At 51.2% G+C, this 25,812-nt stretch carries 18 protein-coding genes and 1 riboswitch; of the genes, 1 reads left to right on the top strand and 17 read right to left on the bottom strand.

Features of this window, described 5'->3' with window-relative positions:
• Positions 1-7: 7 nt before the first annotated feature.
• The 17 genes from DXB70_RS00445 to DXB70_RS00365 form a co-directional block, all read right to left on the bottom strand.
• Positions 8-1,084 (bottom strand): XdhC/CoxI family protein, encoded by a 1,077-nt coding sequence (locus tag DXB70_RS00445; protein ID WP_182426660.1) that lies wholly within the window; start codon positions 1,082-1,084, stop codon positions 8-10.
• 69 nt (positions 1,085-1,153) lie between these two features.
• Positions 1,154-2,173 (bottom strand): molybdopterin-binding protein, encoded by a 1,020-nt coding sequence (locus DXB70_RS00440; protein ID WP_118468950.1) that lies wholly within the window; start codon positions 2,171-2,173, stop codon positions 1,154-1,156.
• A 21-nt stretch (positions 2,174-2,194) separates the two neighbouring features.
• A complete protein-coding gene (locus DXB70_RS00435) occupies positions 2,195-3,880 on the bottom strand; it encodes a DVU_1551 family NTP transferase (protein WP_118672478.1) in 1,686 nt (561 codons plus the stop codon).
• 11 nt (positions 3,881-3,891) lie between these two features.
• Positions 3,892-4,293: a NifB/NifX family molybdenum-iron cluster-binding protein gene (locus tag DXB70_RS00430; RefSeq protein WP_022360477.1), complete on the bottom strand. Its 402-nt coding sequence runs from the start codon at positions 4,291-4,293 to the stop codon at positions 3,892-3,894.
• Positions 4,294-4,423: 130 nt separating this feature from the next.
• Entirely contained in the window at positions 4,424-6,313 is a 1,890-nt protein-coding gene (locus tag DXB70_RS00425) for a DVU_1553 family AMP-dependent CoA ligase (RefSeq protein WP_118672477.1), read from the bottom strand.
• Positions 6,314-6,342: 29 nt separating this feature from the next.
• Positions 6,343-7,764, bottom strand: a complete 1,422-nt coding sequence (gene trsS / locus DXB70_RS00420; protein WP_243099861.1) for a radical SAM (seleno)protein TrsS — start codon at positions 7,762-7,764, stop codon at positions 6,343-6,345.
• 47 nt (positions 7,765-7,811) lie between these two features.
• Positions 7,812-8,048 carry a DVU_1557 family redox protein gene (locus tag DXB70_RS00415; RefSeq protein WP_022360474.1) on the bottom strand — a complete coding sequence of 79 codons (237 nt, stop codon included), beginning with the start codon at positions 8,046-8,048 and terminating at the stop codon, positions 7,812-7,814.
• Between the two features lie 5 nt (positions 8,049-8,053).
• Positions 8,054-10,348 carry a pyridine nucleotide-disulfide oxidoreductase/dicluster-binding protein gene (locus tag DXB70_RS00410; protein ID WP_182435345.1) on the bottom strand — a complete coding sequence of 765 codons (2,295 nt, stop codon included), beginning with the start codon at positions 10,346-10,348 and terminating at the stop codon, positions 8,054-8,056.
• 546 nt (positions 10,349-10,894) lie between these two features.
• A complete protein-coding gene (locus tag DXB70_RS00405) occupies positions 10,895-13,816 on the bottom strand; it encodes a molybdopterin cofactor-binding domain-containing protein (RefSeq protein WP_022359117.1) in 2,922 nt (973 codons plus the stop codon).
• 85 nt (positions 13,817-13,901) lie between these two features.
• A complete protein-coding gene (locus DXB70_RS00400) occupies positions 13,902-14,342 on the bottom strand; it encodes a C-GCAxxG-C-C family protein (protein WP_118672475.1) in 441 nt (146 codons plus the stop codon).
• 193 nt (positions 14,343-14,535) lie between these two features.
• Positions 14,536-14,655, bottom strand: a riboswitch (molybdenum cofactor riboswitch).
• 585 nt (positions 14,656-15,240) lie between these two features.
• Entirely contained in the window at positions 15,241-15,948 is a 708-nt protein-coding gene (locus DXB70_RS00395) for an FCD domain-containing protein (protein ID WP_118672474.1), read from the bottom strand.
• A 292-nt stretch (positions 15,949-16,240) separates the two neighbouring features.
• A complete protein-coding gene (locus DXB70_RS00390) occupies positions 16,241-17,929 on the bottom strand; it encodes a peptide ABC transporter substrate-binding protein (protein ID WP_243032089.1) in 1,689 nt (562 codons plus the stop codon).
• A 192-nt stretch (positions 17,930-18,121) separates the two neighbouring features.
• Positions 18,122-19,060 (bottom strand): ATP-binding cassette domain-containing protein, encoded by a 939-nt coding sequence (locus tag DXB70_RS00385; protein WP_022359121.1) that lies wholly within the window; start codon positions 19,058-19,060, stop codon positions 18,122-18,124.
• Positions 19,057-20,136, bottom strand: coding sequence for an ABC transporter ATP-binding protein (locus DXB70_RS00380; RefSeq protein ID WP_022359122.1), 1,080 nt, complete (start codon positions 20,134-20,136; stop codon positions 19,057-19,059). Before DXB70_RS00380 ends, DXB70_RS00385 begins: the two co-directional genes overlap by 4 nt.
• A gap of 11 nt (positions 20,137-20,147) precedes the next feature.
• Positions 20,148-21,272, bottom strand: coding sequence for an oligopeptide ABC transporter permease (gene opp3C, locus DXB70_RS00375; protein ID WP_243099860.1), 1,125 nt, complete (start codon positions 21,270-21,272; stop codon positions 20,148-20,150).
• A gap of 11 nt (positions 21,273-21,283) precedes the next feature.
• Positions 21,284-22,219, bottom strand: a complete 936-nt coding sequence (locus tag DXB70_RS00370; RefSeq protein ID WP_118524694.1) for an ABC transporter permease — start codon at positions 22,217-22,219, stop codon at positions 21,284-21,286.
• A gap of 105 nt (positions 22,220-22,324) precedes the next feature.
• A complete protein-coding gene (locus DXB70_RS00365; RefSeq protein ID WP_118523832.1) occupies positions 22,325-24,268 on the bottom strand; it encodes a beta-L-arabinofuranosidase domain-containing protein in 1,944 nt (647 codons plus the stop codon).
• A 449-nt stretch (positions 24,269-24,717) separates the two neighbouring features.
• Between DXB70_RS00365 and DXB70_RS00360 the strand changes: the two genes are divergently transcribed.
• Positions 24,718-25,635, top strand: a complete 918-nt coding sequence (locus tag DXB70_RS00360; RefSeq protein ID WP_117796802.1) for an AraC family transcriptional regulator — start codon at positions 24,718-24,720, stop codon at positions 25,633-25,635.
• Positions 25,636-25,812 lie beyond the last annotated feature (177 nt).

Genomic DNA, 25,812 nt, shown 5'->3' with positions numbered 1-25,812 from the left:
GGTTTCCTTACCGGTCACACGGTTCCCGATCCGTGGCAAAGTCTTCCACCAGCACATCCATAATGCCGCCGCAGACCATTCCTTCATCTTCCGCCGCCTCGCCGGTCAGATCTACATGAACTACTTTGTACCTGCCGCTTCCGATCAGAGAACGTGCCTCGCCCAGCACGGCCGCCTCGCTGCAGCCGCCGCCGATGCTGCCGAGAATCCGTCCGTCCCGGTAGACAATCATCTTCGCGCCTGCCCCGCGCGGGGAGGAACCCTTTGATTCAATCACCGTGACCACTGCTTTCGGCTCATCCGGCTCCTCTGCCAGGCGTTTCAGCACATCAAAATCCAGATCGGAACGGTTTTTCACACGTTTGTCTTCCCGATCCATGCGCTTTACCTGTATGATCTCCGCCAGAATCGAGATCGCGATCTCCTCCGGTGTCACACCGCCGATCTTTAAACCGATCGGGCTCTTTAAACGGCTCATCCGCTCTGGATCGTAACCTTCTTCCAGAAGCTCCTGTTTCACGATACCGACGCGGCGTCTCGAACCAATCATGCCGAGATACGCCGGTTCTTTTCCTTTTCCAATCATCCGCAGGCAGTCCGCATCGTGGCGGTGTCCGCGCGTAACGATACAGATATAGTCGCTCTCCTGAATCTTGAGTTCTTTGATCGCATGCCCAAAGTCATCACAGATCACCTTCTCTGCCATCGGGAAACGTCCCGGATTCGCGAAGGAAAGGCGGTCGTCCACCACAGTTACCAGGAATCCGACGCGCGCGCCAAATTCTGCCACTGGAAGAGCCACATGGCCGCCTCCGAGAATAATCAGGCGCTCTTTCGGGAAAAATGGTTCCGCCACATTCCAACTGCTTCCGGCGCGCCCACAGACCGGCTGCCCCTGTGTCAGGGCTTCTTTTCCAATCTCCGACGCCTCTGCGCCTTCTTTCAGTTCACAGCGCATATCTGTGAGATTTCCCTCTTCTCCCACAAAGCTTCTCTCGAGCGCCAGACACGGCGTCCCTTCCAGTTTTTTCAGAATCTCCCCATACAGATTCATATCACGCACTTCCTCTCTTTTATACTGCATGAGCCATCCATTTCTCATTTCGCAGTTGTGCCATCGCGGTTGCTTCCTCATCGCCTCTCTCTGGCTCGATTATTTACCAAAACCGCAGTTCGGGAAAATACAGGTTGGACAATTTAAGCACAGACCACCTGCGCCCATTTTCGCCAGATCCGCTTTTGTCACTGGCACATCTGCCATCACACGCGGCAGCACCAGATCAAAGATGGTCCTCTTCGCATACATCACGCAGCCCGGAAGTCCCATGATCGGCTTTCCGTCCTTCGTATATGCCAACAAGAACATCGCTCCCGGAAGTACCGGCGCGCCGTAGGAGACAACCTCCGCTCCGGTCTGCTTGATCGCGCTCGGTGTCGTATCATCCGGATCGACGCTCATGCCGCCGGTACAGACAACAAAATCGGCGCCCTGATCCAGCCATTCCTGGATTGCCTCCGTGATTTTATCCGGATTGTCCCCTATAATCTTCTGTCCCAGAACTTCCACACCAAATTCCTGAAGCTTTTCCCGGATGACCGGGCCAAATTTATCCTCAATCCGTCCATAGAACACTTCATTTCCGGTCGTCACAATGCCTGCTTTCTTATTTTTATACGGAAGCAGCTTTAACAGCGGCTCTGAACCCGCTACCTTCTTCGCCTCTTCCATTTTTTCTTTTTCAATTACCAGCGGGATCACACGGGTTCCGGCTAACTTATCACCTTTTTTTACCGGGAAATTCGTCCGGCGGGTCGCGATCATCATCTCCGGCAGGCTGTTGACCTTTAAGAGGCGTTCTTCATCGACCTGAAACAGACCGTCCGACTCCGCAATCAGCTCAATCTTGCCTTCCTTCGGATCGGTTGCACGCATATACTCATTCTGGCAGATGCCGCGCAGAATGTCCGCCGCCTCGTCCTCATGATATTTTGTATCGTCCTTTTCCCAGACATAAATATGATCTTTTCCAATCGAAAGCAGTACCGGGATGTCCTCCTCACGCACGATATGTCCCTTGCGGAATACGGCGTCCTTCGTCACGTCCGGAATAATCTGCGTCATGTCATGGCAGAGTACCTGTCCGACTGCCTCGGTTGTTTTCATTAATTTCATATGATTTTCCTCTTTTCCTTTTTACAGTAATGCCTCCGCACGCTTTGCCAGCTGATACCGCCGTTTCACGCCCTCCAGCGCCTCCGGGTTATCCTTAAATTTCTCCCGTTTTGCCGCAAACCGTTCTTCGATCGTTACACGCCGTTCTCCCTGTACCTGCTTGTCCGCCAGGTACACAATCAGGCTTTCATTCAGATATCCCAGCTTTTCTTCCGGCAGATCCATATGATCCGCAACGATATCCGCGATCCCGGTATGTCCCAGAAGCCGCAGCCATCTCGCCCCTGTTTCCGGATGTTCGGGATATGCTTTGGCGATGTCGTGAAGAAGCGCCGCCGCGTAGATTTTATATTTATCAATTGGGGGGCTTTTGTATGTCATCTCCACACACGTTTCCGCCCTATGCTTTAGAACTCTATCTGCCAATTTCACGGCCAGCTCCGCAACCACCCGGCTATGGCGCACCGTCGCCTCCGGCGTGCGGAACCATGCAAGCAGACGTTCACACTCCTCTTTGTCCGGGACAGGTCGTTTTCTCTCCCAGTCACGCAATTTCTGAAACTCTTCCTGGGTATCCGCATCAAACGCGCAGCCCGGATCCGGCACATCCAGGGAAATCCGGCGGATTCCCGGCTGTTCACAAGCACCTTTAAGCCCCATCGTCCCGTCATGCTGCAGCAGTTTTGCGATCACATCTGCACGGATCAGAAGCGGATGCCCCGGTGTTTTCTCATACTCCGGGAGATAGACATCCCAATCGCCTTCCGCAAACCGGTATTTTTCATATTCCAGCGTAAATGGCGTAAACAGCGGCACATCCACCGGGAAAAAGAAAATGCCATCCAGCGTCTCTTTTCCTGCCGTTTTCCGCTTTTTCTCATAATAGGAAAGCCCCAGGCAGACGGAATCAAACATTTTCGTCTCCGCATACGCCGGATTGTGGATGAAATGGATTCCCGGTCCCGCAGCCGCCGCGCGTATATCTTCCGCCCGGCGTCCGGTAATGATCGTGATTTCATGTACGCCGCACGCCCGCAGCGTCTGTATCTCACGTTCCAGAACCGTCTGGGCGCCGAGCTTCATGAGCGGTTTGAAATCCCCCATCCGCGAGGATCGCCCCGCCGCCGAGATCAAGGCGTCAAATACAAGATCCTTTCTTTCATACACCTGTCCGTAGCCAAAGGGAATCTGCAGAAGTTCTGCCTTTTTCCGCTTCTCCCAGCCGCAGATCAATGTCCGGAACCAGCCCGCGTGCCCGATCACCAGAATATCACCCCGGCTCTTCATCCGGAGTTCATTCCAGGTTGTCCTGGCGCGCCCTGCACAATCTGCAAAACTCTCTCCCTGCGGCGGTCGGAAATCGTACATATCTGCCCCTCGTGCCACATACTCCGCTGGAAACTGTTCCCGGATTTCATCGAAGGAATGACCATCCCATTCCCCCATGTCAATCTCCGCCAGACCATCTACGACCTCAATCGGAATACTTCTGTCAATCACTTCCTGCAGGATCGCGGCTGACTCCCGGCAGCGCTTTAACGGGCTGGTATAAATCTTTTCAATTCTGCGTCCCGCAAATGTCTCCCCCAGCGCCCGAATCTGTGTCCGCCCTTCCTCTGAAAGCGGCAGATCCGTCCGCCCGATGCAATATTTCCGTTCATCTGGAAATTCCGGCTTTCCATGCCTGATCAAATAAATCGTCCGCATTCTATCCTTTCCTAGTGCTCGTGTTCCTCTTCTTCCCCACACTCGCAGCTGAAATCATGGCTGTGTCCAAATGGTCCCGGTCCGCCGATGTAATCGCGGATCAGCTCCAGTTTATAACGGTTCATATAGCTATATGCCTTCTGAACCGTATGCCCGCTTCCCAGATAACGGGTCACGCCCGCCTTTACCAGTATCTCAAACGGTTCTTTCTCGATCGGTCCGCAGATGACTGCCTCACAGTCATGTTCTACCACCTTCTTCGCAAATACCAGATTGTCCGGATCCTGTTTTCCATAGACATGGAAAATCTGGTTCTTGTCCGCGTCAATAATCATCAAAAACGGACTCTCCTTAAAAGTCGCCGGCACCAGTCCGTCGATCTCCTCTGTCTCTGATGCAATCGCTATGTTCATTTTTTTCTCCTTGTTCTTGTCAAATTTTACTGATTTTTTTCAAAATTTCTCGATTATTTTTAATTTTATGATACTGCAATTAAAACTTATCGTCAAGTTTTTCATGATATTGAATTTTACCACTCATTTTTCATTTTTCCTCGATGATCAGCCGCCTTTTTCCCGAACCGATATAGGGGGAAATTTCTTTTTCTATCACTGAGACGGTCAGGCAGTTCCCAAAGTATTCCGTTAATGCTGCTTTGACATTTTTCACTCTGCTTCCTACCGTATCTGCATAACCCGCTTTCTTCATAACAGCCACCGTCAGATGCTTCTGCGCCGCATTGTAAGATGCCTGAAAATCTTCCACCTCATCCAGGGCAAATAAAAGCTCATCTAATAGGTGCATGGAAAGCACCTTGCCGCCGGACAGCCGGACGCTGTCATCCAGCCGTCCCTCAACCTTATCAAGTCTAGGCTTTAAACATCCGCAGGCACACGGTTCTGCAATCATCCGCCCCAGATCGCCGGTCCGATAGCGCACAAGCGGCATTCCCCGCCGCCGAAGCGTTGTCAGAACCAGCTCGCCGTATTGCCCTTCCGGAACCGGCTGTCCCGTCTCCGGATCCAGAATCTCAATCAAAAGGTCCCGGTCCCGCATATGGTAACCCGCGCGCGCCCCACACTGTACGCCGCCGCCGTAACCAGTTTCCGTCATACCCCAGTGCGTAAAGACCCGGCAGTTCCAGGTTCTTTCCAAAAAACGCTGCACGCTGACCGGCACATAATCAGCACTTAAGAGCACTGTTTTCGGGCGGAGTCCCGGCGCATGGGCTGCCAGCGCATACATCTGGCTTGGGACACCGATCAGGCAGTCTGCCCCCTCGCCGTCCCGCGCTGCCGCTTCCATATCGTGAATCAGTCCGTGAACCTTCGTCTCCACCCGGATGCGCCCCAATCCCTCTTTTAAAAGTCCTCCAATCGAAAAAAATCCCGGTCCTTCCATATAAACCGTGACCCGATCGCCCGGCTTTACCATGTACTGCATCCCTGTTTCAAAGAAATCCGCCGTCTGCATCAGATCATCTTCGGTAAAAAACAGGCGCTTCGGTGCCCCTGTACTGCCGGAGGTTTTCAGCGTGATGATCCGCGCGATCTCCTTGGCTGGAACACATAAAAATGTTTCCGGCTCCGCTTTCAGTTCCTCCGGGGTTGTGAGGGGAAGTGTGCGGAAATCCGCCCATGAAAACGAATCCGGCGCGAGCCGTACATCGGAACCTGCCATTTCCCCAAGCTGTCCCCAGACGGATGTAAATTTCTTCTGATAAAATGGACTTTTCTCCTTTACATACGAAAGTGTCCGCCATAACCCGGACGGCTGCGCCGCTGCAATAAAATAACCGCAGCCCGCTTCTTTTAAAATCTTCCGTTCCGCCCCCAGCGCCGCGCAGACGGATTCCAGATTTCCATCGAAGATCTGCTGCCCGATCCACTCCGCCAATGTTCCCGACGCGTCCTGCATCTTTGCAAGCACAAATCCCGCCTCCGCCAGCCGGTCACGGATTGTTTTAGCAGACTCCAGCCGTCCCAGCATCCCGTCTAAGAAAAGCTCTTTCTTCCGGGCATACATATCGCTCATCAAAAGCCATCCTTCCGGTTTTAACACCCGGTACGCCTCCCGGAGCGCCGCCGCCGGTTCCGCAGCCTTGGAACAACTGCATTCCATCAGAATGATATCCGCCGTCTGATCTGGATATGGCAGTTTCTCCGCACATCCAGTCTCTATCCAGCCAGGTTCATGCACATCCGGATTCTTATCCAAGCCGGAAATCTGCCAGTCTGGGAAATGCTCAGAAAGCCCTCGCATCGTGCCGCCGGTTCCGCAGCCGATGTCGATGACGCGAAGCGGCACTACAGGGTCTGTAGACTCCGTCTCTGCCGCTCCCGCCTCCGGTATCTCAATTCCCGCAAACTGGAACATCTGCCTCGTCAGCGCAAATCCGCCCGGTCGGCAGAGACTGCTCTCATTTGTATCCATTTTTTGCACCTCTCCTTTCTGCGCTTCTATTATCTGCCTCTTTCCATCGGAGACAAGTAGTATGCACAGAACGGAATCTTCTTCCCGTCTTTATACACATGCAGGCTGCACTGGCGCAGGCGCTCGATATCGAGATTTCCGGCATCCTGAAACGCCATAGATGTGATCGTGAAGCCATGGCTTTTTGCACGCTTTAAGAAGTCCTCCATATTTGTTATGTCAACCGACTCTTCTTCACAGCAGCAGGATTCTGGTTCGGGCTGAGTTCCGCCACAGCAGCAGCTTTCTGGTTCCGGCTGGCTTTCTCCACAGCAGCACGTCTCTTCCAAATCGCGCCGTTCCCAGCGGCGTCCGACAAATTCACGGTTCTTCTCCGCCGGATCCGGACCGCAGCAGCAGCCTTCGCCCTCCGGTTCTGTCTCGGTTTTTCCACTATAATTTGTCAGCGGCATCAATTTATCCCCAGGCATCACAATGAAATCCCCGTGAAATCCACACATCGGGTGATCGCAGCAGGATGGCGCGATCTGTTCCTCTTTGATAAGCCCCCCGCTCTGGCTGACAACCGCCTCCAAAAGTTCATCCAGCGTATAGCGGTCATCATCCGCCGGAAGCTCCGGGATACGCCCAAAATAGCTGACCGGCTGGAAATGCACGCCCCGCACATACGGCGACCGCTGAATGGCAAACCGGAGGATGTCCCCGATCTGCTCCGTATTGACCCCCGGAACAACGACCGGAACAAGCGTCACGCCGATTCCATACCGACCGCACTGCTCGATCGCCCGTTTTTTCACTTCCAGCATCGGGCGGCGGCGCAGTTTTTCATATACGGCATCGTCCACGCCGTCAAACTGCATAAATACAAACGAAAGTCCCGCATCTGCCAGACGCTTTACAAACGCCTCGTCCTCCGCCAGGCGCAGACCGTTGCTGTTTAACTGCACATATTTACAGCCCGCCTGCTTCGCATACGCCACAATCTCCGGCAGGTCGTCCCGCACTGTCGGTTCCCCGCCGGAAAGCTGCAAAAGTGTCTTTCCCGGATCCGTCAGATCGTCGATCCAGCGTTTTACCATGTCTAAGGACGGATCCTTGGCCCCGTCCGGCTCCGCAAAACAGAAGGTACAGTTCATATTGCACCGCGCTGTGATCTCCAGCAGGGTACAGCAGGTGGCGCGTCTGTGCTCCGCACACAGACCGCAGCCCGCCGGGCAATTTAGATTTTCATTTTCTCCCACCGCCGGACGTTCCCCGCGCCAGTCGGCAAACTTACGCTTATTTCTCCAGATTACACTGGAAAACGTCCCGTGATCCGGGCAGGTTTTTACCAGATATATCTGTCCGTCCCGCTCTTCCCGCTTTGCCGGAATCCGTTTTAAACAGACCGGACAAACACTGTATGTATGGCGCATTTCTTCCGGCAGGACGCCTCTATCCTGCGAATCCATTATCATCTTCCTGCATCCCCTTAATCTATATATCTTCTATATATCCTCTATTTATCTTCCAGCTCTCTCTCCACATCCGCCATACGCCCTTTTACCAGCGCTTCCGGCAGATATACCTCGCCGCACTTCGGGCAGCACAGGATCTCGGTGTGGAAATTGTGCCCCAGATAGTCAAAAAATGTGGATTTCGGCACCATTTCCACCTGACACCGGCGGCAGATGACTTTTTTTTCCAATGCCTCTTTGATCCGCTGATCTCTTCCGCCTCCATCGATCGTCGGCATACTCATCACTCTCCTTCCAGATTCATGCGGTGGCTGTAGCCATTCCAGAGCTTATAACCGCCGTCCGGCAGCACCTCGTACTCTGCCCAGTAGGTCATATGCTGGATCTTCAGATGCCCGATCCGATGTCCCGTCTCCGGGTCGATGATACCGCGGTCTTCCCGCTCACAGTGTTCAATGACCTGTTCCATATCTTCGATCAAAATCTGACCCGCTGACAATTTGCGTTCCAGTTCCTTCTCAACCTCTAATTTCATATGTGTTTCCTCTTCGATCGTCTCATTCCAATACGTCTTAAGCAGTTCCCGTTTTGCCGCCAGGCGGTTGTGCCAGCGCTCTGTCACCGTCGCCGCCGGACGTCCCGCGCCATTTAACCCAAACAACAGATCGAGGATATGAACCGCCTCCTTGCCCTGTCCGGCAAAGGACTCCCGGCAGTTGACGCAGTAGGTCACATACGGCAGTTCCTCCTCTTTTGCACGGGAAGTTGTCATATAGCTTGTGTGGCTCGGAGAAGCAATCCCGATATGCCCGCCGTATCCGCAGCAGCGCGCCTTTTTCCCGTCATACGGCAGATTTTCCCACGTAATCCCCGCCGCATCCGCCAGATGGCGTACACTCTCCTGCAATTCCGGGTAATAGCGGCTGGCGCAGGGATCAAACAAGGCATACGGCTGCGCTTGCTGGGCACTTCCTGCTTCCATTTCACCCTTTTCAGCATTGTCCGGTTCCAAAGCAGCATCTTTCTCCACGCCCCACTCTTCCATCACTTCCGCCAGAAAGACAACCGGAAGCTCCGGCAGGTATTCTTCAAACATCTTCCGGCAGTTCGGGCATGCTAAAACCACTGTCGGTTCGCCAAGCTCTCTCCACTGCCGCCGCATTTCCTCCAGATGTGCCGCGTGGATGTCCACTTCGCCTGCCCACTCGGCAGGCGCACCGCAGCAGGTCATCCAGATCGCCGCATCCGGCTTTTTGGAACGCAGCCACTCATACGTCCGCGTCACATAGCGCGGATCCGAACCGGCGAGCTGGCATCCCGGAAAGAATGCATAGGAACTCTTCTTAACATTCTCCGGTTTCCGCGTAAGCCCCGCTTTTCCGGAGGCATACGCCATGTCGCGCAGCCAGAAATCGTGGAATGGCCACGGCATCGCGCCTTTTTTTTGCATTGCCCGCATACTGTCAAGCAGAAACTGGCTGAAATCGATATGCTGCGGACAGACTTCCTTGCAAAGCCCGCAGTGGTCGCAGGTGCTGATCAGTCTGGTCGCCCACGTACCATCGCGCGATAACGTACCGGGATGGATTGTTATGTAAACTTCTTCATACAAACGGCGCGGTGTTTTCTCATGCAGGCGCATCAGATCACAGGCACGCATACAAGCATCACACGAACACTTCTGGCAGCGCGTGATCTCCTGTATCGCCTCTTCCTCCGTATACGATTCCCCGTTTGCCGGAACCACCCGATCGGCACGCTCGATCCCATTCGTTTGAAGATTTAAAAGTGTCCCTTCCTTTCGAAATGGCTCATTCATACCGCCCGTTTTCAGATACCGTTCGATCGCAAGCGAAACTGCCAGCCCATCTGCCAGCGCCTTCATGCTGTCGCCGCCTGTCAGGGAACCTCCAATGAAAACGCCCGGTGTCCGGGTTGCAAATGCGCCGTCCGGGTCCATTTCCAGACCAAAGTCCGCTCCATCTGCCCCAGTTGCCACATACACGGCATCATAGTCCGCCCGGAGTGCCTCCAGATCCGTTACCGTTTCACCGAGATGGCGTGAAAATTCCTCAAACTGGAACTGTGCCTCGATCTCCGCATCAAATTCCGCCGGATCCATCTGGTTTCTCGCCTGACCGCCCAGAACCATTTCCCGCTCATAAATCGTTACCTCGTACTTTTTATTGCAGAGACGCAGTGCACAGCCAAGCCCCGAAAGACCGCCTCCGACGATCGCGATCTTTTTTCCTTTCGACGGCAGGTTATACGCATTCGGTGCTTTCCGCTTCGCGTACTCGACAGTCGCCCGCTCTAAAAGCCCGATCGCGATCCCCCCGTCCAGCTTCGCACGCAGACATGCCTTCTCGCACGGATGGCTGCACATCTTCGACACAATATCCGGAAATCCCACCGTATTCTGATAGGTCCGGTACGCCGCGTTGAAACGTCCCTTTTTCCACTTTTCTTCCAGCCCCTTGATATCCAGCCGGAACGGACAGGCTGCCTGGCAGAACGGCGGCTCGTTCTGATGGCATTTCTCCGCCAGCGTCTTCTCAAAATCTTCCAAATAGCTCACAGGGCGGACCTCCCTTCTTTTCTCCTGCATTTAACGTTACTGTTCACGCATACGTGCCCAGTAACGGAATTTGCCGTGGCTTCGCATTTAAATACGGCAAATCCCTGCTGCCACCACGTTTTCTTACGGCACTTTCGGTTCCAAAAGTGCCTACCCGTGAACAGTAACCATTTATCCTCTCCCAGAATCATTTATCCCGTCCTCAATCGATAAGTAAAAATTCCAGGAGCCCATTTTAATACTTTTTATTATACACCATAACCAAAGAATATGTCTTGGCACATTCTCGCGCCGAGCGCGGTCGCTTGCGACAACCTACATCTTCGCGCGAGTGCGCCTCATTGGCACGTTAGTGCCTTTTTGCGTAATAGGGAATTCCAAGGAATTTCCTATTACACAAAAAAGCCGCTGCAAAACCTACCTCTCTAAACATAGATTCTGCAGGTTCGCAGCAGCTTTTATTTAATTCTTATTTACAATCACGCGATACGCCTTGCCGCAGCTGCCCGCTTCATGTGCAGCCACGCATTCCTCTTCCGAATCGGATTAGAACGGACGCTCAGCTGTCGGATCATCCAGGGATACGTAGAAGCTCTGGGTTCCTACCTGTACCGGATTCTCTTTGATGTTCTCCAGTTCCTCATACATATCGGAACCAAGGAAGTATTTCTTCGGCTCGTACGGTTTCTCGCCCTTTGCGATTGCATCCAGACCAGCTTTTACCTTCTCCGGAAGTGCCGGGATCTCATGGATACGTACGCCGCAGGCATTGTAGATACCATTCAGAACTGCACAGTGGCCAGATGCCTGGAATGCCTCAGAAGCACCTGAAGAACCGAACGGACCATCAGAGATAGCGCCATCGATATGAATCAGGTTGATATCATCCGGAACATCCTTGATGTAGGAAGTACCAGCGCCAAACATGTTCGCATGTTTCTTAACGTCTGCGTAGTCCTCTTTCAGGGCGAAGCCGATACCATGCATGATACCGCTGTATGCCTGACCGTTAACAGCATCGATATTACCGATACGTCCAACGAAGTCAACACAGGTGAATTTCAGAACGGTAGTCTTACCGGTCTTAGTATCAACCTCAACCTCTGCCAGGTTCAGGCAGTATGTGAATGCCGGAGTCGGGTCGCCGATACCGGTATTCGGATCCAGACGGCACAGACCCGGAGTTGTGTTGGTCTCGTAACGGCCGAGATACTTGGTCTCGATGCCTTCTGCCTTCATCTCATCATAGGTACGAAGTGTACCATCTTCTTTTCTCATAGCTGCCAGAAGCTTGTTAGCTGCGATGATGGTTGCATTACCATCCATGTACAGGGAACGGCTGGCACCAGCCATACCGGTATCCGGACAGGTCTTGGTATCATTCTGAATCAGCTGGATATCTTCCGGTGTCAGATGCATTTCTTTCAGAGCTTCCAGTGTTACTACCAGAGAACCGGTTGTAGCACCCTGGCCCATTGCATGCCATGTGTCGTATTTGCGGATCTTGTTGCCCGGCATAAGCTCAAGAGCAACCTCAGCGCTGTCGCCGCCGCCCTCAGTAACGTTGAAGCCGCCCCATGCGATACCAACGCCTCTTCTCTTCTCCGGTGTGTCAGCTGCTTTCGCATCAGCCACCGCCTTCTCATAGATTGGACGCATGGTATCCATGATCTTCTCCATCGGATACTGCGGATATACATAGCTGTTGATATTCTTATCGCCTTCACGGCAGATATTCTTATAACGGAACTCGAACGGATCCATGCCCAGTTCTTCTGCCATCATATCCATCAGCGGTTCACTGAGTGTATATGCCTGCGGAGAACCGTAGCTTCTGTAAGCAGTACCAAATGCATGGTTTACGTTGGCTACACGAACCAGACCTGCTACGTTCGGTACATTGTACGGGAAGAAGGTGAAACGTGCCGGTTTGGTCATAACGTCGTCACCGCCCCAGGAGTAAGCGCCGTGGTCCATACCGATATCAAACTCAGCAGCCAGGATCTTACCTTCGTTATCACATGCCAGACGGCCATTGGAGTATGCCGGGCAGCGTTTGCCGCTGAAGTGCTGATGCTCTTCATAGGACATGGACAGGGATACCGGCTCGCCGGTAACTACGGTACAAGCAGCACACAGTGCGATATCGCCTGCGTTGGTAGACCATCCAAAGCTTGCGCCGGTCGGGTTCATGATGATACGGTATTTATCCTTCGGTACACCAAGGCAGTTACCCAGACGTCCGATAGAGGAGTATACACACTGGGATTTACACTGAATGGTCAGCAGGCCATCATCGCCCCAGTAAGACTGAAGTACACAACCCTCGATGGAAAGATGCGGCTCACGGGAGGAGGAGAAGCTTCCTTCTACTACATGCGGTGCTTTGTCGATTAAGTCTCTTACCTCTTCTGCATCTTCCAGACCTGCTCCCTTTAATACCGGCTGCTCGCAGAAGATGTTCGGAGTATCCTCATGGATACGGATAGCATCCGGCATAACTGCATCCAGATATGTCAGATACTCTGGCAGCTGCTCGTATTCCATCGTAACCTTAGCGGCTGCTGCACGAGCCTGACGATGTGTATGAGCTACTACCATAGCGATAACATCACCGTAACGATAGATCTTCTCATCCTGAAGAACTTTACGGGATGGTGTCATAACAGTACTTCTCTCATGGAACTGACCCTCAGCCATGATGTTAGTTCCGCCTGCTGCGATAAGATCTTTTGCTGTGATAACCTTAACAACGCCCGGCATCTTCTCAGCTTCCTCAGTATGGATAGCCAGAATCTTTGCATGATGGGTAACCTTCGGCTGAACGATAGCTGCATATAAAACGCCCTGCGGCATCTTAAGAGCCTGATCATCGCCGTAGTCGGTCAGGCCACAGACTTTACCAAGTGCATCCTGACGAACAACCGGTTTTCCGTAGTAGTTGCCATCTTCCGGATTGTGGAACTTGATATCCTCGATGCTGCACTCGCCACGCATAACCTTAGCTGCAGCCATAACTGCATCTACAATCTGTTTGTATCCGGTACAACGGCATACGTTTCTTGTCTTCTGGAACCAGTCACGAACCTCTTCACGGGTCGGATCCGGGTTCTGCTCTAACAGAGCATATGCGGAAACGATGAAGCCTGGTACACAGAAACCACACTGTACAGCACCGCAGTTCATCCATGCAACCTGTAACGGATGCAGATGCTGCGGAGTACCGATACCCTCGATGGTGGTAATCTTGGAATACTCTTCTACCTGGCTGATTTTCTTGGTACAGGAACGGATTACCTGTCCGTTCAGAATGATGGAACATGAACCGCAGACACCGGTTCCACATCCAACCTTAACACCGGTCAGACCGATCCGGCGCAGAACATCTGACAGTTTATCGTTTTCCGGATCGCACATAAACATACGATCAACACCGTTGATGTTCAACATCATTTTTCTTAATTTCATGCTGCTTAGTCCTCCTTCTTTAAAATAAATAGAGCCCTGATGCTTCCGACTATCCTTCCACATCATACCCAATACTTACGATTCCTTAGTCATCCGCGTTTTCCAGCATCTCTGCCAGATCCGCCAGATCCACGCCATAGTCCTCCAGAAGTTCTCTGGCCTTGCGGTAGGTATTCTCTACCACCTGGGGACACCGAAGTGCCTTGTTGGCCATGTTATCTCCTAAAATCGAATGACAATCACTTCCTCCATAGATTTCACCATAGTTTTCCTGAAACCAGTCTGCCAGTTCCGGTATCATCTCGCTGTATGCTGCTTCCGGCTCAAAGAGCGCCATCATCATCGCCGCACCGGTCAAAGCTCCGCAGGTAAGCCCGCTTCTGACTCCCAGACAGAGTGCTGCAGATGCCTTCAGAAAGCTCGGGTTCTCCTCACCCTTAAGGGTAAGTCCCAGTGATACAAGTGCCTGACTGCAGCAGCTTCCCGATAAAAGCAGCTGGTTCAGTTTTTTAATATCCGGCTCCATCCGCACCTCCTGTTCTTAGAAACACAAAAAGAAAAGCGGCACCGCCTCTGAAAAGACAGTACCGCTTAACGTATCCGAGTTTGTATATACATCTGCACCTATAGATATGGATACACCTATATCTATACCTATCTGTCAGCACATATATACCCTATCTATACAAGAAGCCTGACAGCTTCCCGTATCCATCGATGTAAAGCGAATCTCTCTTTCTTTTCAAATGCGGAAGGCACTTCCATTTCCAGATGTACCCATTGGCCTGACTGCATACGGTTTCCCGCTTAGCAATTTCGGCTCGAAAAACAGATTGTTTCTATTTTGGTTTTGATACCTCTATGGTACTCTGCTTTTCATCGAAAGTCAATCTCATTTTTCATAATTTTGAAATTTTTTACATCGACAGGACACTTGTTCGCCCCTTATTTTACCTCAATACGGGATTTTCAACATGCTATTTTACCCTTGTAATATCTGTTTACTTACAGAATTTCAGCATAACTTCCGTTCAAATGTTGTATTATTTGAAGATTTGTATTCTTCCTTTCTACTATTTGATCGAGTATTTTTTAAAAAAATAACGGTTCACACGCTTTCATAATTTTTCATTTTCATTTGTTTAAACGTGAATTTTGTTCACTTGGATTTCAATTATATGAAATTTATATCTTTTTGATTCATAATCAAACATGAATATCTGTTATTTATCCGCTATAAATCCTCACATTTTTAAGTATCCTTTTTTCATTTTCTTTTTCTGTTTTAAATTTTATTCTGCAAACCATTATTTTTTATTTCAGATAACGCAAGCATATTTAAGAACAGAATTCTTGCACATACAAATTCCGCATCGAAAATGTGATTTGCATAAATTTTTTCTTATTTATAATCCGTACAAATCCTACTTTCTCCCCGCAAAATACGCCTGCAGGTTCTCCCCTACATGCTCCAGATGCCGCTCCATCTCCCGGCGCGCCAGCGCCCCGTCTCTGGCTTCGATCGCTGCCAGAAGGCTTTCGTGTTCATTTTCCCGGACTTCATCAGAGCGGACTGCCGCCTGGTTGAAGCGCGCATACGCGTCCTGATCGGTCAGGATGAGCTTTAACATCCGCAGGATAGACGGACTGCCTGAGAGATGCGCGATCTTCAGATGGAACGCCAGATCCTCCTCGCTTCCCGCCCTTCCATGGCGGATTGCATAGAGATAGTCTGCCTGCAGATCTTTTAATTTCTGCAATTCCTTCGGATCAATCCGCTCTGCACACGCCTCCGCCGCATATCCCTCCAGGAGTTTCCGCACTAAAAGAATATCCTCCAGACCGCTTTCTGTCTCCATCGACGCCGCCTCGATAAGCTCATTCGCCGCCTTCATCTTCTCCCGGCGTGACCGTTCTTCTTCCAGAAAGCGTTCGCCCTGCGGCGTCAGGATCCGCCCCTTATTCTGCACCTTGACAAGCAGCCCTGCTTTCTCCAAATCCAGAAGCTCCCGCCCGATGCTGGCGGACGGAAGATGCAGGATCTGCGCCAGCTGGAGCGCTCCCGCCGGGGTGTTTAATTCCTGCATGGCTGTCAGTATTTCAAAGCTGCTGTTTCGTTTTTTCCCTGCCATTTTTCCTCCCTTATGCTCTAACCCATTTTAAGCTGTAAATCCTCATGCTCCTAACATCCATTTTTATTCTCATATTTCACAATGGACCACACACATCCATCGATATAATCTCTACCTTGGCAGCATCACACTACCCATTTCTATGATTGTATCATCATTTCCGATTCGTGTAAATCATCCCTTTAAATACTTCTATGACAGAAAAAAGCGAACCGCAGGGTATATTTTCTTGCCCTGCGGTCCGCTTCGAATCTAAAATCATTTCAGATTTTGATCCATCTGTTTTTATTTATTACTTTTTATCTACATTGATGAACAGATAAGGAAGTCCTACGGAGTAGTACTGGATACCGCTTACATCCGGATTGGTCATAACGGCTACAGACTGTCCGTAAATCGGGAACAGAACACACTGATCTGCCAGCGTCTTCTCACAGCCAACTAAAGCTTCCCAACGAGCATCCTGGTCGAGTGCCAGATCGCCCTTCTTTGCGGACTGGATGGTTGCATCGTAGTCTGCATCGGAGAACTGGGAGTAGTTGGTGGAGCTGCCGGTTATCCACATATCCAGATCAGTCATCGGATCTGCGTAGTCCGGACCCCAGCGGGTAAGACCGATATCATATTCACCTTTCTGCATGTATTCCAGACGGGCTTTCTTCGGAAGTACCTGAAGTTCGATGGTCAGACCCGGCAGGTTGTTCTGCCACTCGCTCTGTAAGAACTGTGCAACAGCCTGTGCAGAATCAGTATCTTCGCACATTAAAGTGAAGGATAAGGAATCTTTGCCAAGCTCGCCAAGACCTGTCTTCCACAGATCTTTTGCTGCCTCTACATCGTAGGTCCAGCTGTCGTATGCGCTGCCTGCTGCCTCACGGAAATCTTCGCCCTTTTCATTGGTTGCAAGGCCCTGCGGTACGAAGTAATCCATCGGTGTGGAACCATCTTTCAGAACACGGGTTGTGATCGCTTCTTTGTCATACGATTTTGCCAGTGCCTTACGGATATTTACATTGTCAAGCCCCTCTTTCTTCATGTTCGGGGTCAGATACCAGTTGTAACCGTCACTTCTGGTTGAGAATCTCGGATCATCCTCATACTGCTCTACCAGGTTACCGCTTAAGGTTACAACGTCCAGATCACCATTCTCAAAAGAAAGGGCTGCTGTCTGGCTGTCGGTAATGATCGAGAACTCAACACCATCCAGTTTGACATCGGATGCACCGAAGAACTGATCATTCTTTACTAATTCTACCTTCATGGCAGACGGCTCATAGGAAGATACCTTGAACGGACCATCTGCTAACAGGGTATCTGCGGAAGTTGCAAAGTTGCCGCCGCAGCTCTCTACAAATTTCTGATTTAAAGGCAGGAAGCATGCGCCGGATGCCATCAGGTAATCAAAGATAGCACACGGGGAGCTTAAAGTTACGACTAATGTCTTATCGTCCGCTGCCTCTACACCCAGTTCCTCAACCGGTTTTTCACCTGTTGTTACCTCTTCTGCATTTGCGATGCAGGCAGTTGTGATAAAGAACTGGTAATCACTTGCAGTTGCCGGATCGGCTACTCGTCTCCATGCGTAAACGAAATCGTTTGCCGTTACCGGATCGCCGTTGGACCATTTTGCGTCGTCACGGATCTTGAAGGTCAGGGTCAGACCATCCTCGGACTTCTCCTCACTCTCCGCCACGCCATAAACCGGAGCACCTGACTCATCCTTGGTCATCAGACCCATCATAAACTGGGAGATAACACCACTGGATGTGTAGTCGTTGGAAAGTGCCGGATCCAGGGAGTCTACCAGAGTGCTTGCCTGATAGCGAAGCACCTTGCCGCCCTCAGCCGAGCTGCCGCCCTCTTCGCTTCCAGATTCAGCCGCTGCTGTCTCTGTTGTCTGGGTCGAGCCGCCGCAGCCTGCCAAAAGTCCAGCAAACATGGCAGAAGCCAGCGTCCACGCCATTACTTTTCTTAGCTTCATAATACTTCCTCCTTTTTTGTTTTTTAATAAAACCAAACCATTCCCGTTTCATGCTGCATTTCCTGGTCCCGGCTGTCTATCCTCAGTTGTCTGCTGGTTCGGCTCATCTATAAAATCACCCGCTAAACAGGTCATTTTATCACATTTATTATGGTTGATTTTGTGCCGGAATGCATCGGCTTTCTTTTAAATCTACACCCATTTTTCCAAATCTGCATCGGTTCCGCGCACAAAATGTGTGCCCTCAATCTGATGCATCGTACCTGCGCCGTAATCCAGACCGCTCGTCTTATAATCATAGTGCAGTGCAATCCGGCTGCGCTCTACCACCGGGTTCGGGTTCGGGATCGCCGAAATCAGGCTTCGGGTGTACGGATGTACCGGATGGGAGAAGATCTCCTCCGTCGTGCCCGTCTCCAGAAGGTAGCCCAGATGAAGAACGCCGATGCGGTCGGAAATATATTTAACCATCGAGAGGTCGTGGGCGATGAAGAGGTATGCAAGCCCCGTCTCGTCCTGGATGTCCTTCATCAAGTTGACAACCTGCGCCTGAATGGACATATCGAGCGCCGAGATACACTCATCGGCAATGATCAGCTTCGGGTTCATGACAAGCGCCCGGGCGATGCCGACACGCTGCCGCTGACCACCGGAAAACTGATGCGGGTACCGGTTTGCATGTTCCGGCGCCAGACCTACCTTGTGGAGGATGTCTGCCACCATCTCGGTCCGCTCTTTCTGGGAATGGTACCGGTGATGGATATCCAGCCCCTGTGCAATGATATCCGCTACTTTCTGGCGCGGATTTAAACATGCCATCGGATCCTGGAAAATCATCTGCATATCACTTCTGAGTCTCGCCTCTGTCTGGCGGCTCATTTTTCCGGAAATATCCATCCCGTCAAAGGTAATTTGTCCTGCGGTCGGATCGTAGAGGCGGATCAGCGCCCGCCCGATCGTCGTCTTTCCCGATCCGGATTCCCCCACAAGACCATAGGTCTCGCCCGGATTGATATAAAAACTGACATCCTCAACCGCTTTTACGGTAAATTTCCGGCTGACCGGAAAGTATTGCTTGAGTCCTTTTACTTCCAGAAGGGGCTTTTTGTTTGTCTCTGTCACTGTACTCATGCGATTCCCCCCTCTTTCTTCATTCTCTCAATTCGATCCCGAAGCTCCGGCGGCATATCGACCTTCGGCGCCTTCGGATGCAGCAGCCAAGTCGCGGCGCTGTGTGTCTCCGATATCTTGAACATCGGCGGCTCCAAACGACTGTCAATGTTTAACGCATATTTATTCCGCGGTGCAAACGCATCGCCCGTTACCTTGTGAAGCAGGTTTGGCGGGCTGCCCGGGATTGTGTAAAGACGTTCGTCGTCCGTTCCCAAATCTGGCATCGCGGAGAGAAGTCCCCATGTGTACGGGTGGCGCGGATCGTAGAATACATCCTCGACCGTGCCGCTCTCGACGATCTTGCCTGCATACATGACGTTGACATAATCGGCAACCTTCGCAACGACGCCCAGATCGTGCGTGATATAGATAACCGACAGCTGCCGTTTTTTCTGAATCTCCTGAATCAGCTCCAGAATCTTCGACTGAATCGTAACGTCCAGCGCCGTCGTCGGCTCGTCGCAGATTAAAAGTTCCGGATCGCACGCCAGTGCAATCGCAATGACGATTCTCTGGCGCATACCACCGGAGAGCTGGTGCGGATAGTTTTTGATTCGCTTCTCCGCGTCGGTGATGCCGACCAGCTTCATCAGCTCCAGCGCCTTCTTATATGCCTCTTCCTTCGGTGTATGGTAATGCCAGATCATGCCTTCCATGATCTGTTTCCCAACCGGCATCAGCGGGTTTAAGGAGGTCATCGGATCCTGGAAGACCATCGCGATCCGTTTTCCGTTGATATGGCGGCGGATTTCCTCTTTTTTCATCTGCAGAATTTCTCTGGTGACCCGTTCCTCCGGGTTACGGTAATATGAAAATGTGATCTGTCCGCGGTCGATCGTTCCGTTCTTTGCCAGGATTCCCATGATTGCCTTCGCAGAAACCGATTTACCGGAACCGGATTCCCCAACGATTGCAACCGTCTCGCCCCGGTTTACCGTCAGGTTGACGCCCCGGACGGCATTGACCACTCCGGCTGTCGTCTCGAAGGAAATGTCCAGATTCCGCACTCGTAAAATTTCTTCTTTTTTCTCCATGCCATTTCCTCCTACATATCCTTCATCTTCGGATCCAATGCATCACGCAGACCATCCGCCAGCATGTTAAAGCACAGCATCAGAAGTCCCATGACAATTAACGGGAACACGATCATGTACGGATGGCTTGTAAAGTTCTGATATCCACTCGAAATCAGGGAACCCAGCGAAGCCATCGGCTCCGGCACACCCAACCCAATAAAGGCTAAGAATGCCTCGGTAAAGATCGCATGCGGGATCGAGAACATCGTCTGTGTAATCAGAGGACCAAAAATATTTGGTAAAATCTCTTTGAAAATAATGCGGAAACTCTTTGCTCCCAGCGTCCGGGCAGCAAGCACATATTCCTGCTCTTTCAGCTTTAAGACCTCCGCGCGGGCGATTCGGCTCATGCCCAGCCACCCGGAAAACATCAGGGCGAACGTGATGGACATAAGCCCCGGTTTCATGACTAACAAAAGCAGGGTAACCGTGATCAGGTACGGAATACTGTTTAGTATCTCGACGATACGCTGCATGATCATATCGACTTTTCCGCCGAAATATCCGGATACAAGTCCATACGTCAGACCAAACGCAAGGTCAATGAATACCGCCAGAACCGCTACATAGAGGCTGATCCGCGTTCCGCTCCAGGTCCTGGTCCAGAGGTCGCGTCCCAGCGAATCGGAACCAAACCAGTAGTAGGTATCGGTCAGATCGTTGCTCTCATAATAGTTGATTTCTTTACTTCCGGTGGATGTACGGATCGTCTCAGAACCATCTAAGATACCCATATTTTCCAGTCCCGGCACTCTCGGCGCCATGTTCTGGTTGGTAATAATCTGCTGATCGTAGGTAAACTGGTTCATGTGAGGTCCGACAAGCGCCATCACAATCAGAAACAGAATACAGACAAAGCTGAACATTGCGCCCTTATTTTTCTTAAACCGTGCAATTGCCTCTTTCCAGTAGCTCTGGCTTGCAAAGTTTGTATCGACATGTTCAAAGCCGTCTTTGTGCTGGAATTCAAAATCATCGTCCAGGAATTCGATCTGGCTTAAATATTCTTCGGGTGATAACACATGCTCCCGAACGGAAGCCGCATCCCCACCTGTCATTTTCTCATCTGTCTTTTCGTCACTCCGTTTTTTCATGCCATCACCTCTCAATCCGATTTCTTCGCCAGACGGATTCTCGGGTCGATAATTCCGTACAGGACGTCAACCACCAGCATCAGGACAATGTACATGACACTGTAGATAAATGCCAGCGAAATCGTCACGTTGTAATCGTTGGACTGAATCGCTGCAATCATTAAACTTCCGATGCCCGGAATCGAGAAGATCTTCTCGATAACCAGGGAACCAATCATCAGATCGACAACCAGCGGCGCCAGTACCGTAATGATCGGGATCAGCGCGTTTCGAAGTGCATGGCGCACCAGAAGCGGGCGTCCCGTGATTCCCTTGCTCTCCGCAAGCAGCATGTAGTCGCTGTCCAGCACCTCCAGAAGGGAGGTTCTCGTAAATCGAGCCACCGTCGCTACCGTAAACATCGACAGCGCCAGCATCGGCATGATCGACGATGCGAAGAACCTCTTGCCGTCAAACAGAAGCGGCAGCCACTGTGCCTTGTAGCCGATGAAATATGCCATAACCAATGCAAAAACATAGGACGGAAGGCTGACGCCCAGAACTGAAATCACAGTACAGATGGTATCAAGCCAGCTATTTTTCTTGAGCGCTGCCAGAATACCTAAAATCAGTCCGACTACCGCACCGAAGGAAACTGCCTCCAGTCCGATTCCAAAGCTGACCGGCACACGGTTCTTTAACAGAACCGAGATGGAGGTATCCTTGGAGATAACATACGATACACCAAAATCGCCCTGCAGCAGGTTCTTCACATACGTGAAAAACTGTACGATCAACGGTTTGTCCAGTCCATATTTCTTCGACATCATCGCAATCTGATCCGCGGTCAGCTTTTCATCGTTGAACGGAGATCCCGGCATCAGCTGCAGCAGCATAAAAAGTACCAGGATGATGATCAGAAGCGTGACAAGAGAAATCATGATACGTTTTCCGATATATTTCTTCATGTCCGTACTCCCTTCTTTCTTATATAATACGTCTCTCTCCTTCTCTTATAGCCCGGATATTCTTTCAACTCCGAAGTATAAAATAAGACAAACGGTTTTATCTCTCTATTCCTGCATCCACACGCGCATATGCGTCATGCCGCGGTTGCACCATGCATAGTACGGAATTGCCTGCAGGGTTACCACCTCTTCCGGTGCCGCATCTTCTGCATAAAGCGCCAGATTAACCGCCGCTTTCTTCCGGCAGCCCGTCACGCGCAGCGCCACGATACCTTCCAGCAGATCCGCCTGATACGGAAGCACTTCAATCTTCGCCTCCCGCGGAATCCGCAGTGTCTGAAGATCCTCTCCGTTGTCCACGCCCTCAAAGGTGTAGATGATTGGTCCGCGTCTGAGTGCCACGCATCCGGCATCCGCCCGCACCATCGGGTGTGCATAGACCCGCTCCGGCTCCATCTCCATCTCGCAGGAAACAGTATCACCAGGCTGCCAGCTTCTCTGGATCATCCAGTAGCCCTTGTCTGTCTTGACTGCCCCGGAAACCGGTATGCCATTGACCTTCACCTGCATCTGATGGCACCAGCCCGGATAACGGACTGCCAAAGTAAATTCTGCTCCCGCCTGCTCCGGTTCTACCGTGTAGGTAACGGAGCCGTTCCACGGATATTTCGATGTAAGCGCTATCTTCACGCCGCCCGCTGTTTCAAAGGAAGCCGTTCCCCCGACAAACAGGTGGGAATAGATCGTATCTTCACTTGAAGACCATACATAGGAACCAAGTGAGGTCATCAGACGCGCCAGGTTCGGAGGACAGCATGCACAGTCATACCAGCCGATCCGCTCCGGTGTGTATTCTTCTTCGCCATATGCGTTGGTCGGCATGCCCGGATTGGCTTCAAGCTGATTGATATAAAAGAATTTCGTTCCGTCTAACTGCATGCCGCTGATGGTTCCGTTGTAAATCTCCCGCTCCAGAATATCTGCATACCGCGCGTCCGGATCCGTCTCCAGCATCTGTTTCGCGAAGAAGCAGACCCCCACCGCCGCACACGTTTCCGCGTAAGCGGTATCATTCGGCAAATCATAATCCACGGTAAATGCCTCGCCGTAATAGGTGGAACCGATTCCACCCGTTATGTACATCCGCCGGTCTACCATGTTGTCCCACATCTTCCGGCAGGCTGCCATCAGCGCCTCATCGTGATTCTGCGCTGCCAGGTTTGCCGCCGCCGTCAGAAGATACATACAACGGACCGCGTGTCCTTCCACCGTATCCTGCTCACGCACCGGCTTGTGGTTCTGCATGTAGGACGGCGGCTGCTTGTCCATGTAATCGGTGCGGCTCCAGCTTCTAGCCGCCGCTTCTTTATGGAAGAACTCCGGATCCCGCCCGCGCTCATCGATAAAATATGCCGCCAGCTTCCGGTATCTCTCTTCCCCGGTTGCCTGATAAAGCCGCATCAGCGCCAGCTCGATCTCCTCATGTCCCGGAATGCCGGTTACTTTGCCTGCTTCCCGTCCGAACCGCCGATCGATATGATCGCACAGCTTGCAGCAGATATCTAAAAGCTTCGTCTTTCCCGTCGCCTGATAGTACGCGACACCTGCCTCCGTCATATGTCCGGCACAGTACATCTCATGGCAGTCCGTCAGGTTCTGCCACCTATGTTCCGGCTCCGCCGCAATGAAATAAGTATCCAGGTAGCCGTCCGGCTGCTGCGCCCGCCCGATCAGGTCGATGATCGCATCGGCACGCGCCTCCAGCTCTGGATTTGCCTCGACGGTCAGTGAGTACGCCACCGCCTCCAGCCATTTCGCCAGATCGCTGTCCTGAAATACACGCCCGTAATACGTTCCTTTCTCATCTCCCGCTGCAATGCGGAAGTTTTTAATCACATGGCTCTTTCGGATTCCGGACACCTCATCGTGAAGCACCCGTTCCTGATACGGAAGCATCGTGTGAATTACCACATTCTGTACCCGCGAAAAGAACGGGTCGTCTATCTTTACCTGTTTCAAATCAATGAAACTTGTCTCCTTTTTTATCATTCACAGAAAACCTCCTGATTTATTATTCACTTATCCGTAAGCGCCTATTAATAATCTGAAAAAGACTTCTTTTTTTGTATGTTTTCTTATAAGTATACCATTCAAATAGTAGAAAAGCGATCTAACACATTTTGCATATTATAGAAAAGAATACGCGTATTTTTATAGAACAAAATCAGCCTGATTTCATTCTTTCTTTTTCTCTGATTTTTCTTTATTTTTCATTCATCCCCTCTTATTTTCCCAAGTAGAGTGTTTTATTTCTGCAAATACAAGGGATTTTCCAAACAGATTCTTGCTGTTTTTCTCTCTATTTGATATAATAAAATTGATATTTTAAATTTGTTTAACAACCTGACAAAGTTGTCCTGTTTTTCGTTTGCTTCTCTGCGGTTCAGACAGGATTCCTGTTACGTGGCTGTTTTTATTTAAACGGGAGTACATACATCATGAATTTTATTAATTTAAACTGTCCGCCCCTTCCTTATTTTATCGTCGGAGGCGGATGTGTTTACCGCCCCGGCGATATCCATGAGCGCCGGACGATCCGAAATGTCTTTGATCTTATCTATGTTCACAGCGGAACTTTATATCTCGAACAGGATCCGTTCCGCGTTGAACTGAATGCCGGGCAGTTTTTTATCATTACCCCCGATACCCCGCACCGCGGCAGCCGCGTCTGCCAGGAAAAGACCACGACGAGCTGGGTGCATTTCTATACCAACGGCAAATACAGCCTGTCCGATGAATTTTACCCGGACAACGTAACCCGGCGCGCCGCGCCGAAATTTTACTATTCGCCGCAGAATTTCATTCTCTCCCTGCCGCGCACCGGCACCGTGCCGGAAGCCAACCGGGAGAAGCTGGAAAAGTACCTGCAGCGGATGAACCTGGTTTCTTTCAGCAAATACACACAGAAAAAGAGCTTTCCGTCCTCCGTGCGGACGCCGTTTGAGCTCCAGAATGATTTCATTGAATTTCTCCAGGTTCTCTATGCGCCGTACTGCTACAGCCGCGAGAAGGAAAGCATCGCCCGGACGCTGCGCGACTATCTGGATGCCCACTACACGGAGGAGATCTCCTTAAACGATCTGGCGCGCCAGTATTCCTACAGCCCGTCCCACTTAATCCGCAGCTTCCACCAGGCATACGGTGCCAGCCCGATGCAGTACCTGAAAAAACTACGCATCGAACACGCCTCCCAGCTTCTCCTCCACTCCGACGCCACGATCCAGTCGGTCGGTGAGATGGTAGGACTGCGGATCCCATCCTATTTTATCCGCGTATTTAAGCAGGAGATCGGCATCACCCCGGCGCAGTACCGGATGTTTTACGCAGAAGAGAATGGGGGGAGTGAGGCGCCTTAGAGGCGATTCACAGCTGATGTTTTTTACTATCTATTTGTTTTCGTAAGAACTGTCATGAGCGTGGCAGTTCTTTTTTTTACACAAACCAGTGAACAGTTTTTTAATGTATCTATCAGTTTCTTTACATCAGCTATTGTTTAAGCCAGTTATCCGCACATTGAAAATCCTTTATATTTA

The organism is Clostridium sp. OM05-5BH, from assembly GCF_003481505.1.
Taxonomy (GTDB): domain Bacteria; phylum Bacillota; class Clostridia; order Lachnospirales; family Lachnospiraceae; genus Otoolea; species Otoolea fessa.
This window is presented reverse-complemented; position numbering and strand designations above follow the sequence as displayed.

Excerpts from the sequence above, each read along its gene's own strand:
- DXB70_RS00445 (WP_182426660.1), bottom strand. The coding sequence starts at position 1,084 with ATGCAGTATAAAAGAGAGGAAGTGCGTGATATGAATCTGTATGGGGAG.
- DXB70_RS00440 (WP_118468950.1), bottom strand. The coding sequence starts at position 2,173 with ATGAAATTAATGAAAACAACCGAGGCAGTCGGACAGGTACTCTGCCAT.
- DXB70_RS00435 (WP_118672478.1), bottom strand. The coding sequence starts at position 3,880 with ATGCGGACGATTTATTTGATCAGGCATGGAAAGCCGGAATTTCCAGAT.
- DXB70_RS00430 (WP_022360477.1), bottom strand. The coding sequence starts at position 4,293 with ATGAACATAGCGATTGCATCAGAGACAGAGGAGATCGACGGACTGGTG.
- DXB70_RS00425 (WP_118672477.1), bottom strand. The coding sequence starts at position 6,313 with ATGGATACAAATGAGAGCAGTCTCTGCCGACCGGGCGGATTTGCGCTG.
- trsS (WP_243099861.1), bottom strand. The coding sequence starts at position 7,764 with ATGGATTCGCAGGATAGAGGCGTCCTGCCGGAAGAAATGCGCCATACA.
- DXB70_RS00415 (WP_022360474.1), bottom strand. The coding sequence starts at position 8,048 with ATGCCGACGATCGATGGAGGCGGAAGAGATCAGCGGATCAAAGAGGCA.
- DXB70_RS00405 (WP_022359117.1), bottom strand. The coding sequence starts at position 13,816 with ATGAAATTAAGAAAAATGATGTTGAACATCAACGGTGTTGATCGTATG.
- DXB70_RS00400 (WP_118672475.1), bottom strand. The coding sequence starts at position 14,342 with ATGGAGCCGGATATTAAAAAACTGAACCAGCTGCTTTTATCGGGAAGC.
- DXB70_RS00395 (WP_118672474.1), bottom strand. The coding sequence starts at position 15,948 with ATGGCAGGGAAAAAACGAAACAGCAGCTTTGAAATACTGACAGCCATG.
- DXB70_RS00390 (WP_243032089.1), bottom strand. The coding sequence starts at position 17,929 with ATGAAGCTAAGAAAAGTAATGGCGTGGACGCTGGCTTCTGCCATGTTT.
- DXB70_RS00385 (WP_022359121.1), bottom strand. The coding sequence starts at position 19,060 with ATGAGTACAGTGACAGAGACAAACAAAAAGCCCCTTCTGGAAGTAAAA.
- DXB70_RS00380 (WP_022359122.1), bottom strand. The coding sequence starts at position 20,136 with ATGGAGAAAAAAGAAGAAATTTTACGAGTGCGGAATCTGGACATTTCC.
- opp3C (WP_243099860.1), bottom strand. The coding sequence starts at position 21,272 with ATGAAAAAACGGAGTGACGAAAAGACAGATGAGAAAATGACAGGTGGG.
- DXB70_RS00370 (WP_118524694.1), bottom strand. The coding sequence starts at position 22,219 with ATGAAGAAATATATCGGAAAACGTATCATGATTTCTCTTGTCACGCTT.
- DXB70_RS00365 (WP_118523832.1), bottom strand. The coding sequence starts at position 24,268 with ATGATAAAAAAGGAGACAAGTTTCATTGATTTGAAACAGGTAAAGATA.
- DXB70_RS00360 (WP_117796802.1), top strand. The coding sequence starts at position 24,718 with ATGAATTTTATTAATTTAAACTGTCCGCCCCTTCCTTATTTTATCGTC.